General features: G+C 40.0%; 10 protein-coding genes and 3 pseudogenes. 4 read left to right on the top strand and 9 right to left on the bottom strand.

What is annotated here, in order from left to right:
• Position 1: 1 nt before the first annotated feature.
• The 3 genes and pseudogenes from GCU39_RS28675 to GCU39_RS28665 all read right to left on the bottom strand — a co-directional run bounded on the left by GCU39_RS28675 (position 2) and on the right by GCU39_RS28665 (position 1,320).
• Positions 2-557: pseudogene (locus GCU39_RS28675) on the bottom strand (RNA 2'-phosphotransferase).
• Between the two features lie 150 nt (positions 558-707).
• Positions 708-1,019, bottom strand: a pseudogene (locus GCU39_RS28670) (metallophosphoesterase); the annotation flags it as partial.
• 28 nt (positions 1,020-1,047) lie between these two features.
• On the bottom strand, positions 1,048-1,320 hold the full coding sequence (locus tag GCU39_RS28665; RefSeq protein WP_152396597.1) for a hypothetical protein: 273 nt from the start codon (positions 1,318-1,320) through the stop codon (positions 1,048-1,050).
• Positions 1,321-1,562: 242 nt separating this feature from the next.
• Between GCU39_RS28665 and GCU39_RS28660 the strand changes: the two genes are divergently transcribed.
• On the top strand, positions 1,563-1,766 hold the full coding sequence (locus tag GCU39_RS28660) for a helix-turn-helix domain-containing protein (RefSeq protein WP_152396596.1): 204 nt from the start codon (positions 1,563-1,565) through the stop codon (positions 1,764-1,766).
• Entirely contained in the window at positions 1,735-1,908 is a 174-nt protein-coding gene (locus GCU39_RS28655) for an eL19 family ribosomal protein (protein ID WP_152396595.1), read from the top strand. The genes GCU39_RS28660 and GCU39_RS28655 overlap by 32 nt, the downstream gene beginning before the upstream one ends.
• A gap of 370 nt (positions 1,909-2,278) precedes the next feature.
• Here the strand turns inward: GCU39_RS28655 and GCU39_RS28650 are convergent, their stop codons facing one another.
• Together GCU39_RS28650 and GCU39_RS28645 are read right to left on the bottom strand one after the other, a co-directional pair.
• Positions 2,279-4,864 (bottom strand): metallophosphoesterase, encoded by a 2,586-nt coding sequence (locus GCU39_RS28650; protein ID WP_152396594.1) that lies wholly within the window; start codon positions 4,862-4,864, stop codon positions 2,279-2,281.
• Positions 4,865-4,867: 3 nt separating this feature from the next.
• Positions 4,868-6,133 (bottom strand): annotated as a pseudogene (locus GCU39_RS28645) (class I SAM-dependent methyltransferase).
• Between the two features lie 645 nt (positions 6,134-6,778).
• On the opposite strand from GCU39_RS28645, the gene GCU39_RS28640 reads away from it, so the two are divergent.
• Together GCU39_RS28640 and GCU39_RS28635 are read left to right on the top strand one after the other, a co-directional pair.
• A complete protein-coding gene (locus GCU39_RS28640; RefSeq protein WP_152396593.1) occupies positions 6,779-8,815 on the top strand; it encodes an AAA family ATPase in 2,037 nt (678 codons plus the stop codon).
• Positions 8,812-9,645 carry a DUF3226 domain-containing protein gene (locus tag GCU39_RS28635; protein WP_152396592.1) on the top strand — a complete coding sequence of 278 codons (834 nt, stop codon included), beginning with the start codon at positions 8,812-8,814 and terminating at the stop codon, positions 9,643-9,645. Before GCU39_RS28640 ends, GCU39_RS28635 begins: the two co-directional genes overlap by 4 nt.
• A gap of 19 nt (positions 9,646-9,664) precedes the next feature.
• Here GCU39_RS28635 and GCU39_RS28630 read toward each other — a convergent pair whose 3' ends face one another.
• The 4 genes from GCU39_RS28630 to dndC are packed head-to-tail and all read right to left on the bottom strand — an operon-like array spanning position 9,665 to position 14,671.
• Positions 9,665-10,789 carry a cysteine desulfurase family protein gene (locus GCU39_RS28630; protein WP_227793671.1) on the bottom strand — a complete coding sequence of 375 codons (1,125 nt, stop codon included), beginning with the start codon at positions 10,787-10,789 and terminating at the stop codon, positions 9,665-9,667.
• Between the two features lie 15 nt (positions 10,790-10,804).
• A complete protein-coding gene (dndE, locus tag GCU39_RS28625) occupies positions 10,805-11,191 on the bottom strand; it encodes a DNA sulfur modification protein DndE (protein WP_152396591.1) in 387 nt (128 codons plus the stop codon).
• Positions 11,188-13,182 carry a DNA sulfur modification protein DndD gene (gene dndD, locus GCU39_RS28620; RefSeq protein WP_152396590.1) on the bottom strand — a complete coding sequence of 665 codons (1,995 nt, stop codon included), beginning with the start codon at positions 13,180-13,182 and terminating at the stop codon, positions 11,188-11,190. Before dndD ends, dndE begins: the two co-directional genes overlap by 4 nt.
• Positions 13,172-14,671 carry a DNA phosphorothioation system sulfurtransferase DndC gene (gene dndC / locus GCU39_RS28615; protein ID WP_152396589.1) on the bottom strand — a complete coding sequence of 500 codons (1,500 nt, stop codon included), beginning with the start codon at positions 14,669-14,671 and terminating at the stop codon, positions 13,172-13,174. The genes dndD and dndC overlap by 11 nt, the downstream gene beginning before the upstream one ends.
• Positions 14,672-14,683: the final 12 nt, after the last annotated feature.

The raw sequence follows: 14,683 nt of genomic DNA, 5'->3' as shown, positions 1-14,683 counted from the left end.
CCTAGGGCTCCATGACCGAGCAGCTTGTAGGCGGCACCCGGTCAGCTAGCCATACTTCGTTCCCTGCGTAGTAGAATGTAATTCCTAACTGCTTGGCATGAGCGGTGTCTACCTTGAGAATGACAAGCTCTCCCCTGCGGCTCCCTGCCAGCGTTGCAAAATGGGTGCCTTCCGACAAATGCACATACTGCCGGCTCATCGGTCGCAGCCCTTCCTTCAAGATCGACGAAAGAGCCTTCTTATTCGTTCCATGATATAGAATGGCCGGAGGCTCACCCGGGGCATATTGGACTTTGGCATGACTATGACCGTACCTTGCTCGGATGCGGCTGCCTTCGATTTCAAAACGCTGCTTTTCTGAATTACGGACCACCTGCTCTATATCTTCCATTTTAACCAACGACCACTTAGGCTGTGCTTGAATGGGCTTCCAATAACGAATCTAGCGGACATGAACTGTCCTCAGGATCCAAGAGAACTCCAAAATCCTCCGGTGTGTGCCGCAGAATCTTCGTCATTAATTTGCTTAAGCTTTGTTCCATAACTTGATTTAACATAACTACTCCTTCGCTTCCCAATGCTATCATAACAATTCCATTAATTGTATTATACTTGTTTCGAAAAATAAGAGATAGGAGAATTATAGATTTACGCATCTTTTGTACAAAGGAAAAGTGCCCGACTCTAAGTCAGACACCTCATCCCTGTTATAGACGCGGATCGATCTCCCGCTCCTGCGCTACCTCGAACAGTAGATTAGCAGCGATCACTTTATAAGCCTCATGCTCAGGCGTAATTGCATCAAATGGTACTGCTAGCATTTGCATCCCCAACTGGTACTCCTTGAATGAAGTACGAAGCTTTGAATTAACATTCTTTTGTTTGAGCAGCTTGCGGTATTTATGCGGGAACTTGTAGTCGTATCCATAGATGATGGACAAATAATCGGGATTCCGCACTTTCATATACGGTACCGTTTTTCCATTCCATATCTCCGGTTTGATCACGATCCCTTCCATATAGTCTCCAGCGTACGCATCGAGGCATCTAGAGGTATTCTTTCTGTAACCTTAAGCTTTTAATCTCCCTCTCGAGGACTCCCATTTCTAACTGCAGATGAAGCAGCTCTGTATCGAGATCCTGCCCCATCGTATGGATGGCAGTCACAATGTCCTCCGCAGTAGGCAAATGAATATTATCTGCCTTGTTGGAGATATACTCTAGTATAACGTTGATGAGTTCTTTGCACAGGCAGATTCTTTGCATTAGTGTGTGTTCTTCTTGGATGGCTTCTTCGTATTTTTTAAATGTATCATTCATATCTGCCACCTCATTTTGTCTGCTATTCAATGACATCTCATGTAAATAGTTGAATAAATTTCCTTTAGGACCACAAAACTATTTTATTCATACATCGATACCATATCCTCACCTCTTTCCAAGTTAACAGTTCACTTAATTAGTAATTATAATTCTCGTATTAAAATTTGCCAATAATAATTTGTTATTTAAATTTCACACTTTTGTTACGATGGTAAAAACCAGCTAGGAGTTGTTTACTTTTGAATCTAAGTGAAGCCAGAAAACATAAAGGTATTAGTCAAGAAAAGCTAAGTCGAGCTATTAACGTTTCATTGAAACATTACCAAAACATCGAACATGGTATAACAACGCCCACAGTGACCATAGCTTTGCATATCTGCGAGCTTCTAGATATTGATCCTAGAGAAGTAAATGAATGGAAGGACAGACGAGAACCTTCCTAGGCTGTCCGATGTAAGACATGCCGCATTAAGCGAGTTGGCTAATGGCAAGCGGGTGAATATTAATTTCAGCCATATTGAGCGAGTTGCGGAGGCACTGAATAGCGAGGATATTCGGGAGATTGTGTATTTGGTTGAGGAATAGGAACATAACAAAGAAGCTTCGACAATCGTTGAGTATGATTGCCGAAGCTTCTTTTCTATGCTTATGAAGGGGGCTTTCTCTCCTGTCCGTAACGATACAGATACGAAATGACTTCTTCTAGTCGATCTTTGATCAATAATCCATCAGCAACACCGATGGAATCTTGCTATATACCCAATACACCCCCGCCAGGCCCTAGGCAATCGTGTCCGAGTCTCCGCCTAAATTGGCCGCGTGTTGCACTTCACTAAAGTCTGAAGTATTGAGCATTATACTTGTTTCGAAAAATAAGAGATAGGAGAATTATAGATTTACACATCTTTTGTACAAAGGAAAGGTGCCCGACTCTAAGTCAGACACCTCATCCCTGTTATAGACGCGGATCGATCTCCCGCTCCTGTGCAACCTCGAACAGTAGATTAGCAGCGATCTCTTTATAAGCCTCATGCTCAGGCGTAATTGCATCAAATGGTACCGCTAGCATTTGCATCCCCAATTGGTACTCCTTGAGTGAAGTACGAAGCTTTGGATTGACATTCTTTTGTTTAAGCAGCTTACGGTATTTATGCGGGAACTTGTAGTCATATCCGTAAATGATGGACAAATAATCGGGATTACGCACTTTCATATACGGTACCGTTTTTCCGTTCCTTATCTCCGGTTTGATTACGATCCCTTCCATATGGTTCTCCGTCGTAAGCTTCGAGAAGTAACGTTCAGCTCGCTCCAAGCCGTCCGGCTCGGATAGATCCAATGTGATCGCTTCATCTTCCGAGAGAAAAGCATACATCTCGCTGGTCTTCCATTCTGGAACTTCTTCCTGCCCGTCATCATATACGATTTTCAACACGGCAAACGGTTTATACTTCATAGCCTCGTCTTGCGCATATAGCTCCAACTGTCTTCTATACGTTTGATAAGCCTTCATGTGCTCGGATAATGGGACATACGTTCCCCGAATATCATGGGCGTACTTATAGTTTTGGTATACGCTTGAGCCGTACTTATCACTTAACACAGACTTGGCTGTATGATGTTGATCTTGTTCAAAACCACTCGCCTCGTACTCAGTCATAAGCTTAAGAAAGGCTTCCTCAAAACCGTTTTGCTGTAGGAATGTTAGCTCAGTCTCCAGCGATTTTTCAATAGGCTTAAACTGTCTTTCGATCAGTCCTTCGCCAAGCGCCATCCACGGAAGAAGCTCTCCATCTAGAATCATCATGGCAATCTTCTGCTCTTCCATATAGCTACCGAACTTTTGCAGCAGCTCACCGTAGATCTCCGATAAATCCACATGATTGATTTTGTAACCGTTGCGACTGACAGCGAAGCATTGCTCCGGATCTCTATGCAAATAAATATTGCATCTCGAACCCATATATTTCGGCTGCAGAACAACCTGCTGGACATCGCGTTCTTTGAAATATTCGAGTCCACACTTTAAGGATTCCAACTCATTCGTCTCGTCGTCCTTATCCGCTGGGGACATGGTACCTGAGATGAAATTGATTTTGTGTCGCGAGCAATAATGGAGTCTGCGGATATCGTCCTCTGCAAGGTCTTGCATGGATACCTTTCGCTCTTGCTTGAATAAAGTCTGCAATTCCTCAGTAATCACCGCTTGGTGGGATTTGTGGGACTTCATAAACGGCTTATACGAGATACTGACGGAAGTTAATAGGTTACCATGCACGCTTCCCGTGTCGATGTGAAGCTTGTTGCCGATTTGGAAAGACTGCTTGGCTGCAACGTGACCGAACACGTGATACGGATGATTTCTGACCGCTTCCTCCTGCAGAAATGCAAGTTGACCCTCCAATGGCGCCTCCCGATCGATTCGGAAGTTCCGCTGATGTCGAATAGAATTCGTATCCAGCTTCCCGATGTATTTATTCCGGCACGGGGCATGTGTGACATAGAAGGACGAACCGTTGACGCCTACATACCGATAGAACGGTTTGGAAATCGACACGAGGTGCTGGAATTTATCCAGTAGCACCGAATCGTTCAATAACACTTGCGTTGAATCAAAATACGTATGGAGCAACTCTTGATCGACGCCTTTTATTTCACCTTTGATATACTTGTCGACGAAGTTCTCGTGATTCCCTAGCACGAAGTAGAAGTGCTCCTGGTTATCATATAAAAACTGAACGATGTCCTGCGTCTGTTTGCCTTTATCAATCCAGTCCCCAACGAGAATGAGCTTGGTATGCTTCAGCTTATCTGTTACAACCAGCTTGCCTGCATCCATCTTGTACCCGTGGTCGAGGAGCAGCCCTTTCAGATCATCCACACATTCGTGGACATCCCCAATGATGATATATTGCTGATCCTGTGGCAGAACAGTCGATAAATAAGAATCCAAATCCTCGATGACAATGTTGTATTCTGGGTTCGCTCTTCCTTCTTCGGGCAGATAAAAATCCTTGGCGCGCACTTTATGAATCTTGCCGTATCCTTCGCGAGATAACGAACCGAGAACTTCTTTTTTCAGACGGTTAATGTGATTCGTAATCAATTTCTTCGAACGCTCCGAGGCATAATAATCTTCCCGTTTGCGATAATCGAAGACAATGACCTCAAGGTTGTAATTGTTCTGAAACGCAACTTCCTTCACCTTTGCGCGGAAATCCTCCGACAACCCAGTTGTATCAACGACCACAAACTCTGCATTGATCGGAAAAGACGTTGCCATCTTCAACCGTTCAAACAACAGGTGAAAAGCTTGTTCGCTAGCCTCGAGCATCACTTGGTCATACTTATCGTATTCATAGCCAAGAACCTCCTGGCGGATCTGGTCTGAGGATAAATATTGAACGTTGCCCCTAACATTCCGGCTGGCATCCTCAAAACGCAACCCGGGAATTAGTACTTCCTTGGCGAACGTCGTTTTGCCGCATTCGGTAGACCCGATCAGCATGAAAATCGTATGAATTTTCGTTTGAATATCCATGGTTCAGGCCCCCCTTCTCTTAAGTATGACGCCCTGCGTCGTCTTGATATTGTTGACGCCATCGCCAACGGCTACAAATTCAGCATGCAGATTCGTATCCTAAATCACATCGCGCATCCACTGCTGGAATGATTCCTCGCCCATTTCCCACTTATGGTCGTCATGACGGAAATCGTTCAGCTCATAGTAGATATTAAAATCGGCGTTAGGCGTCGTGATAATAAATCTGTCAAAATCGACATGCGCGGAGATTTGATGGATCAGCAGTTTGGCCTCATTCTGGCTCATATGTTCAATAACCTCCGTAAGAATCACGTCGACTTGCTCTCCGTTATAGCTTTCCAGGAACTGATCGATCGAGCCGAATATGACGATGTTATCGATCTCCCTGGCCTCAGCTTTACGCCTTACCTTCTCCAGAGACTCCTCATGGATATCCACCGCATAGTAGCTGCCTTCTATTTTCCCCGCAAAAGGGAGCGCATAGAATCCCTCTCCACACCCTACATCCAAGATCGATTTGTCAAAAGCCAGTGCGCTTCCGATATAATTTCTTCGCTGCAGTGCCGTACCTCCGTAGGCGAACTGAATGTCATATCGCTCCGTTTTCTCAAGCTCTGCCTTGTATTTATGAAACCGATCTCTTGAAGACAAGAAGTTCCGTACGAACAGGCTACGAATATAGAATGGTGCATCAATCACATTCATGCTCTTGATGTACTTATCTAGAATGCTGTCCGAGATATCGATGTACTCGTTGCCGAACATGGACAGGAATAAGCATAATACACTGACCGCATGCAGCAGCTGATACAGGCTCTCCTTCGTCGTAACGGTGAGCGAATAGCTCTTATGGGCCTGGTGGGTGATTTCGAAAGAGAAATCTTTCAAATGTTTCTCGAAAAACTCAATATACCGGATCAGTTCGATATGTATCATATTAATAAAGAAGGTATGCTCATAACCCTCTACATCTCGTTCGTCTTGTGCCTTAAGCGGCGCGGAGAAGAATTCATTAATAGCATTAAGAGGAAATAACGGCGTGTTGTACCTCGATACATTTAGATATTCGAAATTCTCCTGCTCATGCTGTTTATAGGAAATTTCATTGTCTGCGTCTTTAAAATAAACGTTATAGGTCTGGTCATCGGTGTACCATCCGTACGTCATACCTCTGCGGATCGAGCGAAGCATCATGCCGGAATTCGGATTTTTCTTAATTAAATACGAGAACTGCGGATTCGTGGATCTCACTTGGACGATCGCCATCTCAATCTACTCCTACACTATAATTTGGGATCATGCGGATGACCTTAACGGCCCCCGCAACTTCCTGTGGAAAGATCATTGAGGAATAAGTTGGGATAGGTACACTTAATAGGCGAAGTAACCCATCCCATGTGCCTCGATGTTCTTGGCCACTGATCGTATTTTCGCTTATTTATATGTGGAGGAACAGGGTGAAAATATTACGAGATTTTCGTATACGTAGCTCTGAAATAATGAATAGGACACTTATTCTAAAATTAATTCTCATATATACTTTTGGTTTATGTTGATAAAGTATTTTCCTGAAACTAACAATGGTGTGAATTGAATGATCGATGGAGTTATTGTAAATATTTTATTGAATTGAATCGCTTAGATTCTATAAGTTAACCCTTCTACATGCATCGTAACAAAATTGATTTATTGTTTGTTGACATAATTCATCAACAAAATAACATAATTAGGCTTTATAGTAAGTAAAGGCTTTAAGATTCCTAGATATTCAGCCTATATTCTAACAATAAAACATATTGGTTTTTATGGGTTATTTCTAATCATATAAGGCTATAATTGAATATATCCATTTCATAACCGAATGGAAAATGCTACTATTATATTAATATCACAAAGGAGGGTTGCACCCTAATGATGGATAAAGCTTATGAGCACAAAGAAGTCCACATTGATAATCTATATCTAGATCCCAAAAATTTCCGCTTAGTTCATGAGATTGAATTTGGACAAAAAATTGAAGATATAACTGACCCTGTTTTACAAACTAGAACAAGAATTCTTGTTACAGGGAACAAAAATGAAAACATAGATGATTTGCTTCTGAGTTTTACAAAAAATGGGTATTTGCCTGTAGATTTAATCCAGGTAACTAATTTATCAGAAGACAAATATGAAGTAATCGAAGGTAATCGTCGTGTCTCTACATTAAAAGTTTTATACGAACGTTATAAACTTGGTTTAGATATTGGAGGGCTAGATCCTAGCATTTTTTCTACAATCCCAGTCGTGGTCTATTCAGAAAAAAGTCTTGAAAATTATCAAATTATTATGGGCCTAAAACATATAAGCGGTACAAAAAGCTGGCCTGCTTGGAATCAGGCAAAATATCTCCATTATTTAATTCATGAGAAAAAACTAAATGAGAAGGACGTTGCAGATACTCTAGGGATTAAATCAGGAACTATTAAACGTGCACTAAGAACTTTAGGTTTAATAGATCAGTTCCGAATCTGCGAATTCGGGGAGCAATTTAAACCAGATATGTACACAATTTTTGAAGAAATTATCAAAAGCCCGAATCTTAGAGCATGGATTGAATGGGATGAGGAAAACTTAAAAGCAAGTAATAGTAAGAACCTTAATCGATTGTTTAATTGGTTATCAATTGATGAAGAAGATTTAGACGATAACACTAACGGTGATAACTCTCCCGGTGAACGTATAATCAAAAACTACACCGATATAAGAAATCTTCGCTCAATTTTGGATGACGAAAGAACTCTTCTGTATATGGAAAATACTAAATCAGTTGATAAAGCTTTAAACTATAAAGATAAGCAAGAGTTACTTGAAGCAATTAGTATATCTCCTCAAACAGGCAACGATTTTAGTAAAAATACTGTAGTGTTAAAGAATACACTTATTGAAAAAGTAACAAATCATTTCTGTTCTGTAAACATTGAAAACTATAAACTCTTCAGGAACTTTAGAGTAGAAAATTTGAATAAGATCAATATTATTGCTGGAATCAATAATACGGGTAAGTCTAGTTTTTTAGAAGCCCTTTACTTTCTTACGCGATTAAATGATATTTTCGGTTACTATGATGTATTTAGAAGAAGAGGAAAATTTCATGATGAGTTAGATTTTTCATGGCTTTCTTCCGTTATTCCTGATGAAATTAATATATCTGGTAACTTCGAAGGTAAATCTATATCAACAAAATTAGTTAAAGAAGAAGAAAGTATTAATAATCTAAATAAAAACTCGTATATCACTTCTTTGAATTTAATAGCAACCGTAGAGGATAGAACATTCACTACGCAATCAAGACTTTTTATCGAGAAAGAAAATGAAATCTTCTATGATAAAATACATCAATTATGTTTCTCAACCTACACAACTCCCTTTTCAATGCAAAATCAGGAAGAACTAATCAGATTACATGAAAAAAGTGTAGAAACTCGAAATATCGAACGTATAGTTAAGTTTATTAATTCACGATTAGACAGCGGAATAGAAAATATAGAATTAGCAGGGGAGATGAAGCGTTTCCTTGTAAACCATAAAAATTTCAAATCAGCAGTGGATATCACAAATTTTGGAGAAGGTTTCCAGAGGATATTCCACATATCTCTTCAATTTGCCGCAGTTGAGAATGGAGTAATATTCATTGATGAATTAGAGAATGCATTACACCACTCCCTATTGGTCGAATTCTCTAAATTCATCGGTGAGCTTGCTGAAATATTTAATGTGCAGATTTTTGTTACCTCTCATAGCAAAGAATGCATTAATGCTTTGGTTAACAACTGTTTGACTAATTCATTCATATCTGCTTATAGATTTAACTATGAGAACAGCCAAATAACTTCAAATTACTATTCTGGCCCTAGTTTGGCAAGGCTGATTGAGAATCTTGACTTGGATCTTAGAGGTGGCTTATGAAAGTAGTATTAATTCTATGTGAAGGTCCCCACGACGTCGCTTTTATATACAGGGTTTTACGAACTATGAATTTTCGAAATTATGGAGAAAAAATAGGCAAAGCACCTTATCCACTAAATGCAATTTTCAAGAACGCAATAGAAAAACATGATTTAAACCAATTAAATTTACAAAATTACTACCCGCTACTGCCTATGGATATACTCTATAAGGATAAAATAATTGTGTTATTATACAGTGTTGGAGGAAATACTAAGCACGATAGAGTACGGGACTTAATAGGCAAGTACCTTGATATTCTAGAAGTACCAGCAACTGATACTGAAATCACAAATATCTCCTTTGTTTTTACTAATGATGCAGACGACAAAGGAATTGAATCTGTAGTAAATATTTTTAAAGAAGAGTATAGCAAAACCCTCCCATTAATTAAAGAAATATCTAATTTAGATATTATCTGTAATGAGGAGAAAAATAATAAAGAGTTATTCTTGGGTTGTTACATTTTTGAAAAAGGAGATGGGATGGGGAAACTTGAAGATGTTGTACTTCCCCTTATGATTAAAGATCATGAGCCACTATTCACAGATATAGAGACGTTTTTACAAAAAAACAGTTCATACATACCTAAAAAACATTCGTCCGATACTCAAAAGATGAGCATAGGGATTGCTGGACAATTAAAAAAGCCAGGAAAAACTAACAAGGTAATAATAAGTGACACTGATTATATTTCTGATCAAAAAATTCAACAAGATCCGAAGATTATTGAACTTATTTGTTATTTTGAAAAGTTATTCTCAACATTAGTAAAAGAAGCTGTTATGTAAGTCACAGCTTCTTTTTAATCTAAATAATTTTTTTTATAAAAAGTATCATTTCTGATAAATCAACATTTTCTAAGTAAGGTCCCCAAGATATCCTTACACTGTTTTCAGCTAGTGCTCCCATTGAGGATAAAACATGGCTTGGTTTATATTCAGATGAGGTGCATGCTGATCCATTTGATAACGATAATTTTTGTCTAACACATAACATTAACGCCTCCGAGTCTACTCCAGGGAAGCTGATATTAATGCAATTCGGTAAGCATAAGGAAATGTCACCGTTTATAGTATATTCTACTTCTTTAAGCTGTTCTATAATACTTTGTCTAATAATCAATTCAGCCTTGGCCCAATTTAAATAATTAGATAATATCAACTCTGCTGCTTTACCAAACCCTGCAATTAACGGAGCAGGCAAGGTACCCGGCCTTAGTCCTTTTTCTTGTTTCCCACCATACATCAATGGAGTAATTGGTGGACGCTTATATTTTTTATTCCGAAAAACAAGCGCACCAATTCCCTGGGGTCCATATATCTTATGAGCTGTTATACTTAAAAGATCGTATTTTACTTCTTGCAATTCATCAACAAGCTTTCCAAAGGTCTGAGCTGCATCAATATGAAAAAATACGTCACGGTCAACCAGGGCATCGCCAATTTCTTTCACGGGTTGGATAATCCCAGTTTCATTATTAGCATGCATAATAGTAACTAGTAAGGTATCGTCTGTAACACGGTTTATAATATCCTCAGCTGAAACCCTTCCTGATGAATCCACTGGAACAAGGTCAATCTTAAAGCCCTTTTTGGATAGATGCTCTAGTGGTTCCAAAATTGAACTGTGCTCTATAACTGTAGATATAATGTGCTTTTTATTTTGTTTTACACCGAATTCCTCAAGCCCAAGAATGGACAGATTATTGCTCTCAGTAGCGCCACTAGTAAAAATAATATCATTGGGGACCACCCCAAGAACCGCAGCGATATTTTTGCGTGAATTATCCACTAGTTGTTTTGCTTGATGCCCGTGATGATGCGTCCTACTGGCGGGGTTTCCGAAATTATTCTTGTAAGCTTCAACCATCACTTCTAACACTTCATCATGAACAGGGCTTGTTGCATTAAAGTCAAGGTAAAGTGGCATCATCAAATCTCTTCTTTCCTAGAATTTTCCTAAACCTACCTTTAATAGATCCGTAGATTTTTTAAGCCTAGAACCGTGTGCAGCGAGTCGTCCGATCCCTCTGTGTAAGTGTAACCTAAACTGTTTTGCAAGCACATTCGGATCAGTTCCCAAACCATCATCCAAACAACGTTGAATAATTAGAGCCTCATAAATATCTTGATGTTCTCCACCAAAAACCTGCCAAGTCATTTCGACGTTGCTATCCGCTGGGTAATCAATGTCCATCGGTGGGTTTGGTTCTTTTATTGATAGACAGAGCGCCCAACGGCATAAGATATTCCATTGTTGGATACCTGTTTTCGCCTTTAGTCGAATTAACTGCTCTTTTGCTTTGTTCGAAAGCCGAATTTGTTTCACAATCATACAAGTGTCTCCATCTCATTTTCAGGTAGCAAGTATCCTTCGGTGATCTCGGTAGCCCGGTTTGTTTCATCGTATATCAATAAATACTTCTTGCCGACATATGGCGAAAGCATCTTTAGGTACTTTCCTTCAATTTCAGTATCCGTGGAAAGCACAACAACTTGATGGCTTGCATTAGGAAGGTACTTCCCTACGAAGTTAATCCGATGGAGTGAATCCAGCCGCCCCATTGGTGTATCTATGACAACAGGCAATGTTTTACCAGATGCTTTTGCTAGCCCCCATAGAATCGCAAGAGCCAACATTTGCCTCTCACCGCTAGACAGTTTAAACTTAGAAATTTCTGCACCACTTATATCATAAAGCTTTATTTTGAAATTCTCTGCGTCTACAGTTACCTGCGAGACCAAGCTGCTCTTATGGGTTAATAATTTGAACGCCTCATAAATAAACTCCGCTAATTTATTTACTTTCTGCTCTGTTAATCGATCCCGAAAAACTTTCATTTTCAGCTGAGTCTGAAGGGCATATTTGATCATGCGCTCTGTCTCGTCTGCTTCGGCCTTCAAAGTACTCATCTTCACGATCTTTTCCTTGGCCCTTTGCTCCTCAATTTTTAACAATCTCAACTCTTCGTCATATTGAGAGATGGCCCTGGAGTACTCACCTATGGTCATCTCTGTTTCTTTCTGCTTTTCTAGCAAATCCTTGAGAGCATCGACATCCGGATCGGATGGCATATTCTTTTCTATTTGATAAAGTTCGTGATCAATCTCTTCATATCTACTAATCAATTCCCGGGCATTTGTTTTTTCTAAGCTTAAAAGGCCCAATATATTATCCAGTTGATTCGACATCGTAAGCCCGACCGGAAATAGAGGATCCTCTTTTGCTGATTGTTCCACTCCGGCTATCTTCGATAAGATCAGCTGTTGTACTTTATCTTTCTCGATACTGTCAATCTCTAGAATATTGATGCTCGACATAATATCTGAAGAGATATTCTTAATGAAAGATAAAGATGCCTTGGCTTGATTGTTTACCAAATCGCGTTTAGCAGTTTGTTTAACCTTCCTAACCTGGTCTTCAACAAGAATTAAAGGAAAAGCACCCGCTAGAACAGAGCCTACACTTAATTTTAGCTCATCTAATTCAATATGGAGCTCCCCTTGACGTTTAAGAAGTTTACCTTGATTATCAAAGTATCCTCCCCCAGCTTCACCATATGCTTTTTTCAGTAGCTCCAATTGCTGAGTCATATATTGCATTTTCGAATTCAAACTACTTCTTTCCTGGTTTACATGACTATATTTCAGCTCTATAGACTGAAGGTACTCGTTAATTTCCTGTAACTCATCTTTTAATTCAGTATTTACTGAAACAGCTCTATTTCTTTTTATTAAAAGCTCCAAATCCTTTGTAAGCCTATCAATAGTCTCAATACCTAGAAGCGTTTGAATGGCTTTTCGCAATGATTCCACTGTTTCATCAGATTCGGCCAGAGTACTTATCCGTTCACCATCAAAAAAGAATAGCTCTGCTATAGCGGACGGTATTAATTCTTCAACGTAGCTATCCCAATTCTCCGCTAGGTATGGATCTTCTCGTTCATCGCGCCATACCTGTAGGAAGTCCGTCACCCGTACATTCTTTTTTCCCCAAGAACGCTTTAGTTTGATATTGCTTACCGAGCTGTCCAGAGGAACTTCTAGCTCAAGTATCACCCAACTTTCCAGTTCTTCAACTCCACGACCATGAATTAATTCGGCCAAGTAATTTGAATAACTGCGTCCACTCTCCCTTACTTTGGGAGAGCGATTTCCATAAAAGGCCAGCAGGAGAGCCTCAAGGATACTGGTCTTTCCTCGCCCATTCAGTCCACCAACCAGTGTTACGACCTGGCCTTTCCCTTTCCCATCATGAGCTAGATTTAGTTGTTGTACCCCTGCGTATACACCAAAGTTGCAAAGACTAATTGATTTAATAATCATCTTCTGACTCCATTTCAAGTTGGCTGGCTAACTCATCCGGATTAGCGTTATCCCTAAGTGCAACTTGGTTCTGCTTAAACGCAAGTGCATCTTGAGCATCCTCATAAAAACATCTTTTGATATGTTTTTCGATCTCACTGAGGACAGCTTTTCTTCCCCTCAGAGTGGTATGTTGCTCCTCCATATATAGCAGTGAAGAGAACAAATCCATAGTGACATGATTGCCTTCAGTTATCTCCTCGAGAATACTCCACTCTTCTCGACCAAACGAGCTATATTTATCATTAAATGGCCAAATTGCTCCTGTAACTTCATGATAGATTTTCGGGACAGCATCATCAAATTCCGCCTTATCCTGAACCCAAATCCTTTGAATTTCTTTTATCTCCTCTAGTGCGATAAGTTCTAGCCCTTCCATGTCCTCCGGCATTAATTCACGAACTTCCTCTTGAACTTCAAGTAGCCGGCGAAGTAAATGTTCACGATGACTTTTAAGATAAGGACCTGGAGTTACATCAGTACCGCTCCTTTTTAAAGTAATCGCTCCCCCTTTTCTTCGGAAGTCCCTCTTATCATGATCATCTATTCTCCCGTTCTCATTTAGCATACCAATTTCTTCATTACGGAACTTCAAAAGCGGCTCCATCCAAGCCTTCTCATCATCATTCTGAATCATGGCTTCCATCGACTTATCCGAAGATACCAACGTGCATACCCAGCAACCGAACCTGCTATTCCCACAGCTCGGTGTTGAAGTATCTACCACTAATGGACACTCATTATCGTTTGTAGCCTCACGATACATAGCCATCAAATCTTTGTTGGAGATTCCCCAAGGATTTGTATGCTGCATCAAGTACAACCACACATCATCACTCGTCCAATCCTCAATTGGGGAAAATACCCACGAATTTTGCAAGCTGCCATTAGGACTTAACCACTCTCTGATCCTATGCTTCTCGTATTTATTCATGGTTCCTGCCCGTCTTGTACTTTCCGCTTTTCTCGTTCCTAGAACCAAAATTGTTTCACCAAAATCTTTAACAAGGTCCGTTGTAAATTTATTAGATGGATCAATCTTAAGACGACTTGTACACCATCTAAAGGTCGGCCGCGGCGCAGGATATCCCCGACCTATTAAATTAACCCAAAAAGAATTTGATACATCTGGAGTTAATCTATGTGGAGTAACGGGCATACCCATTGCTACAGCGGTTTCTCTCATTTTTTTCAAAGAGTTGTTTACCCACGCCGCGACAATTGGTTGTTCTACAAGCGTATCTGTACTTATGACGTGTATAGCTTTGTGATTTCTTTTTTCCTCTGGTAAAGTTTTTATGGCATTCCAAACCAGTTGCAACGTTGCCGTGGAATCTTTGCCCCCACTGTAACCCACAATCCAAGGAATATGGTCTGATAAATACAAATCTTGAATTCGTTCATTTATTTCCTGTAGGTATTCTTTATTTATTTTAAATGCTGTGCTCATTATAGCTCCTCC

Origin of the sequence: Paenibacillus guangzhouensis, assembly GCF_009363075.1 — a bacterium.
Classification (GTDB): domain Bacteria; phylum Bacillota; class Bacilli; order Paenibacillales; family Paenibacillaceae; genus Paenibacillus_K; species Paenibacillus_K guangzhouensis.
Note: the sequence above shows the minus strand (reverse complement) of the source record. Positions and strands in the feature narration are given on the sequence as shown.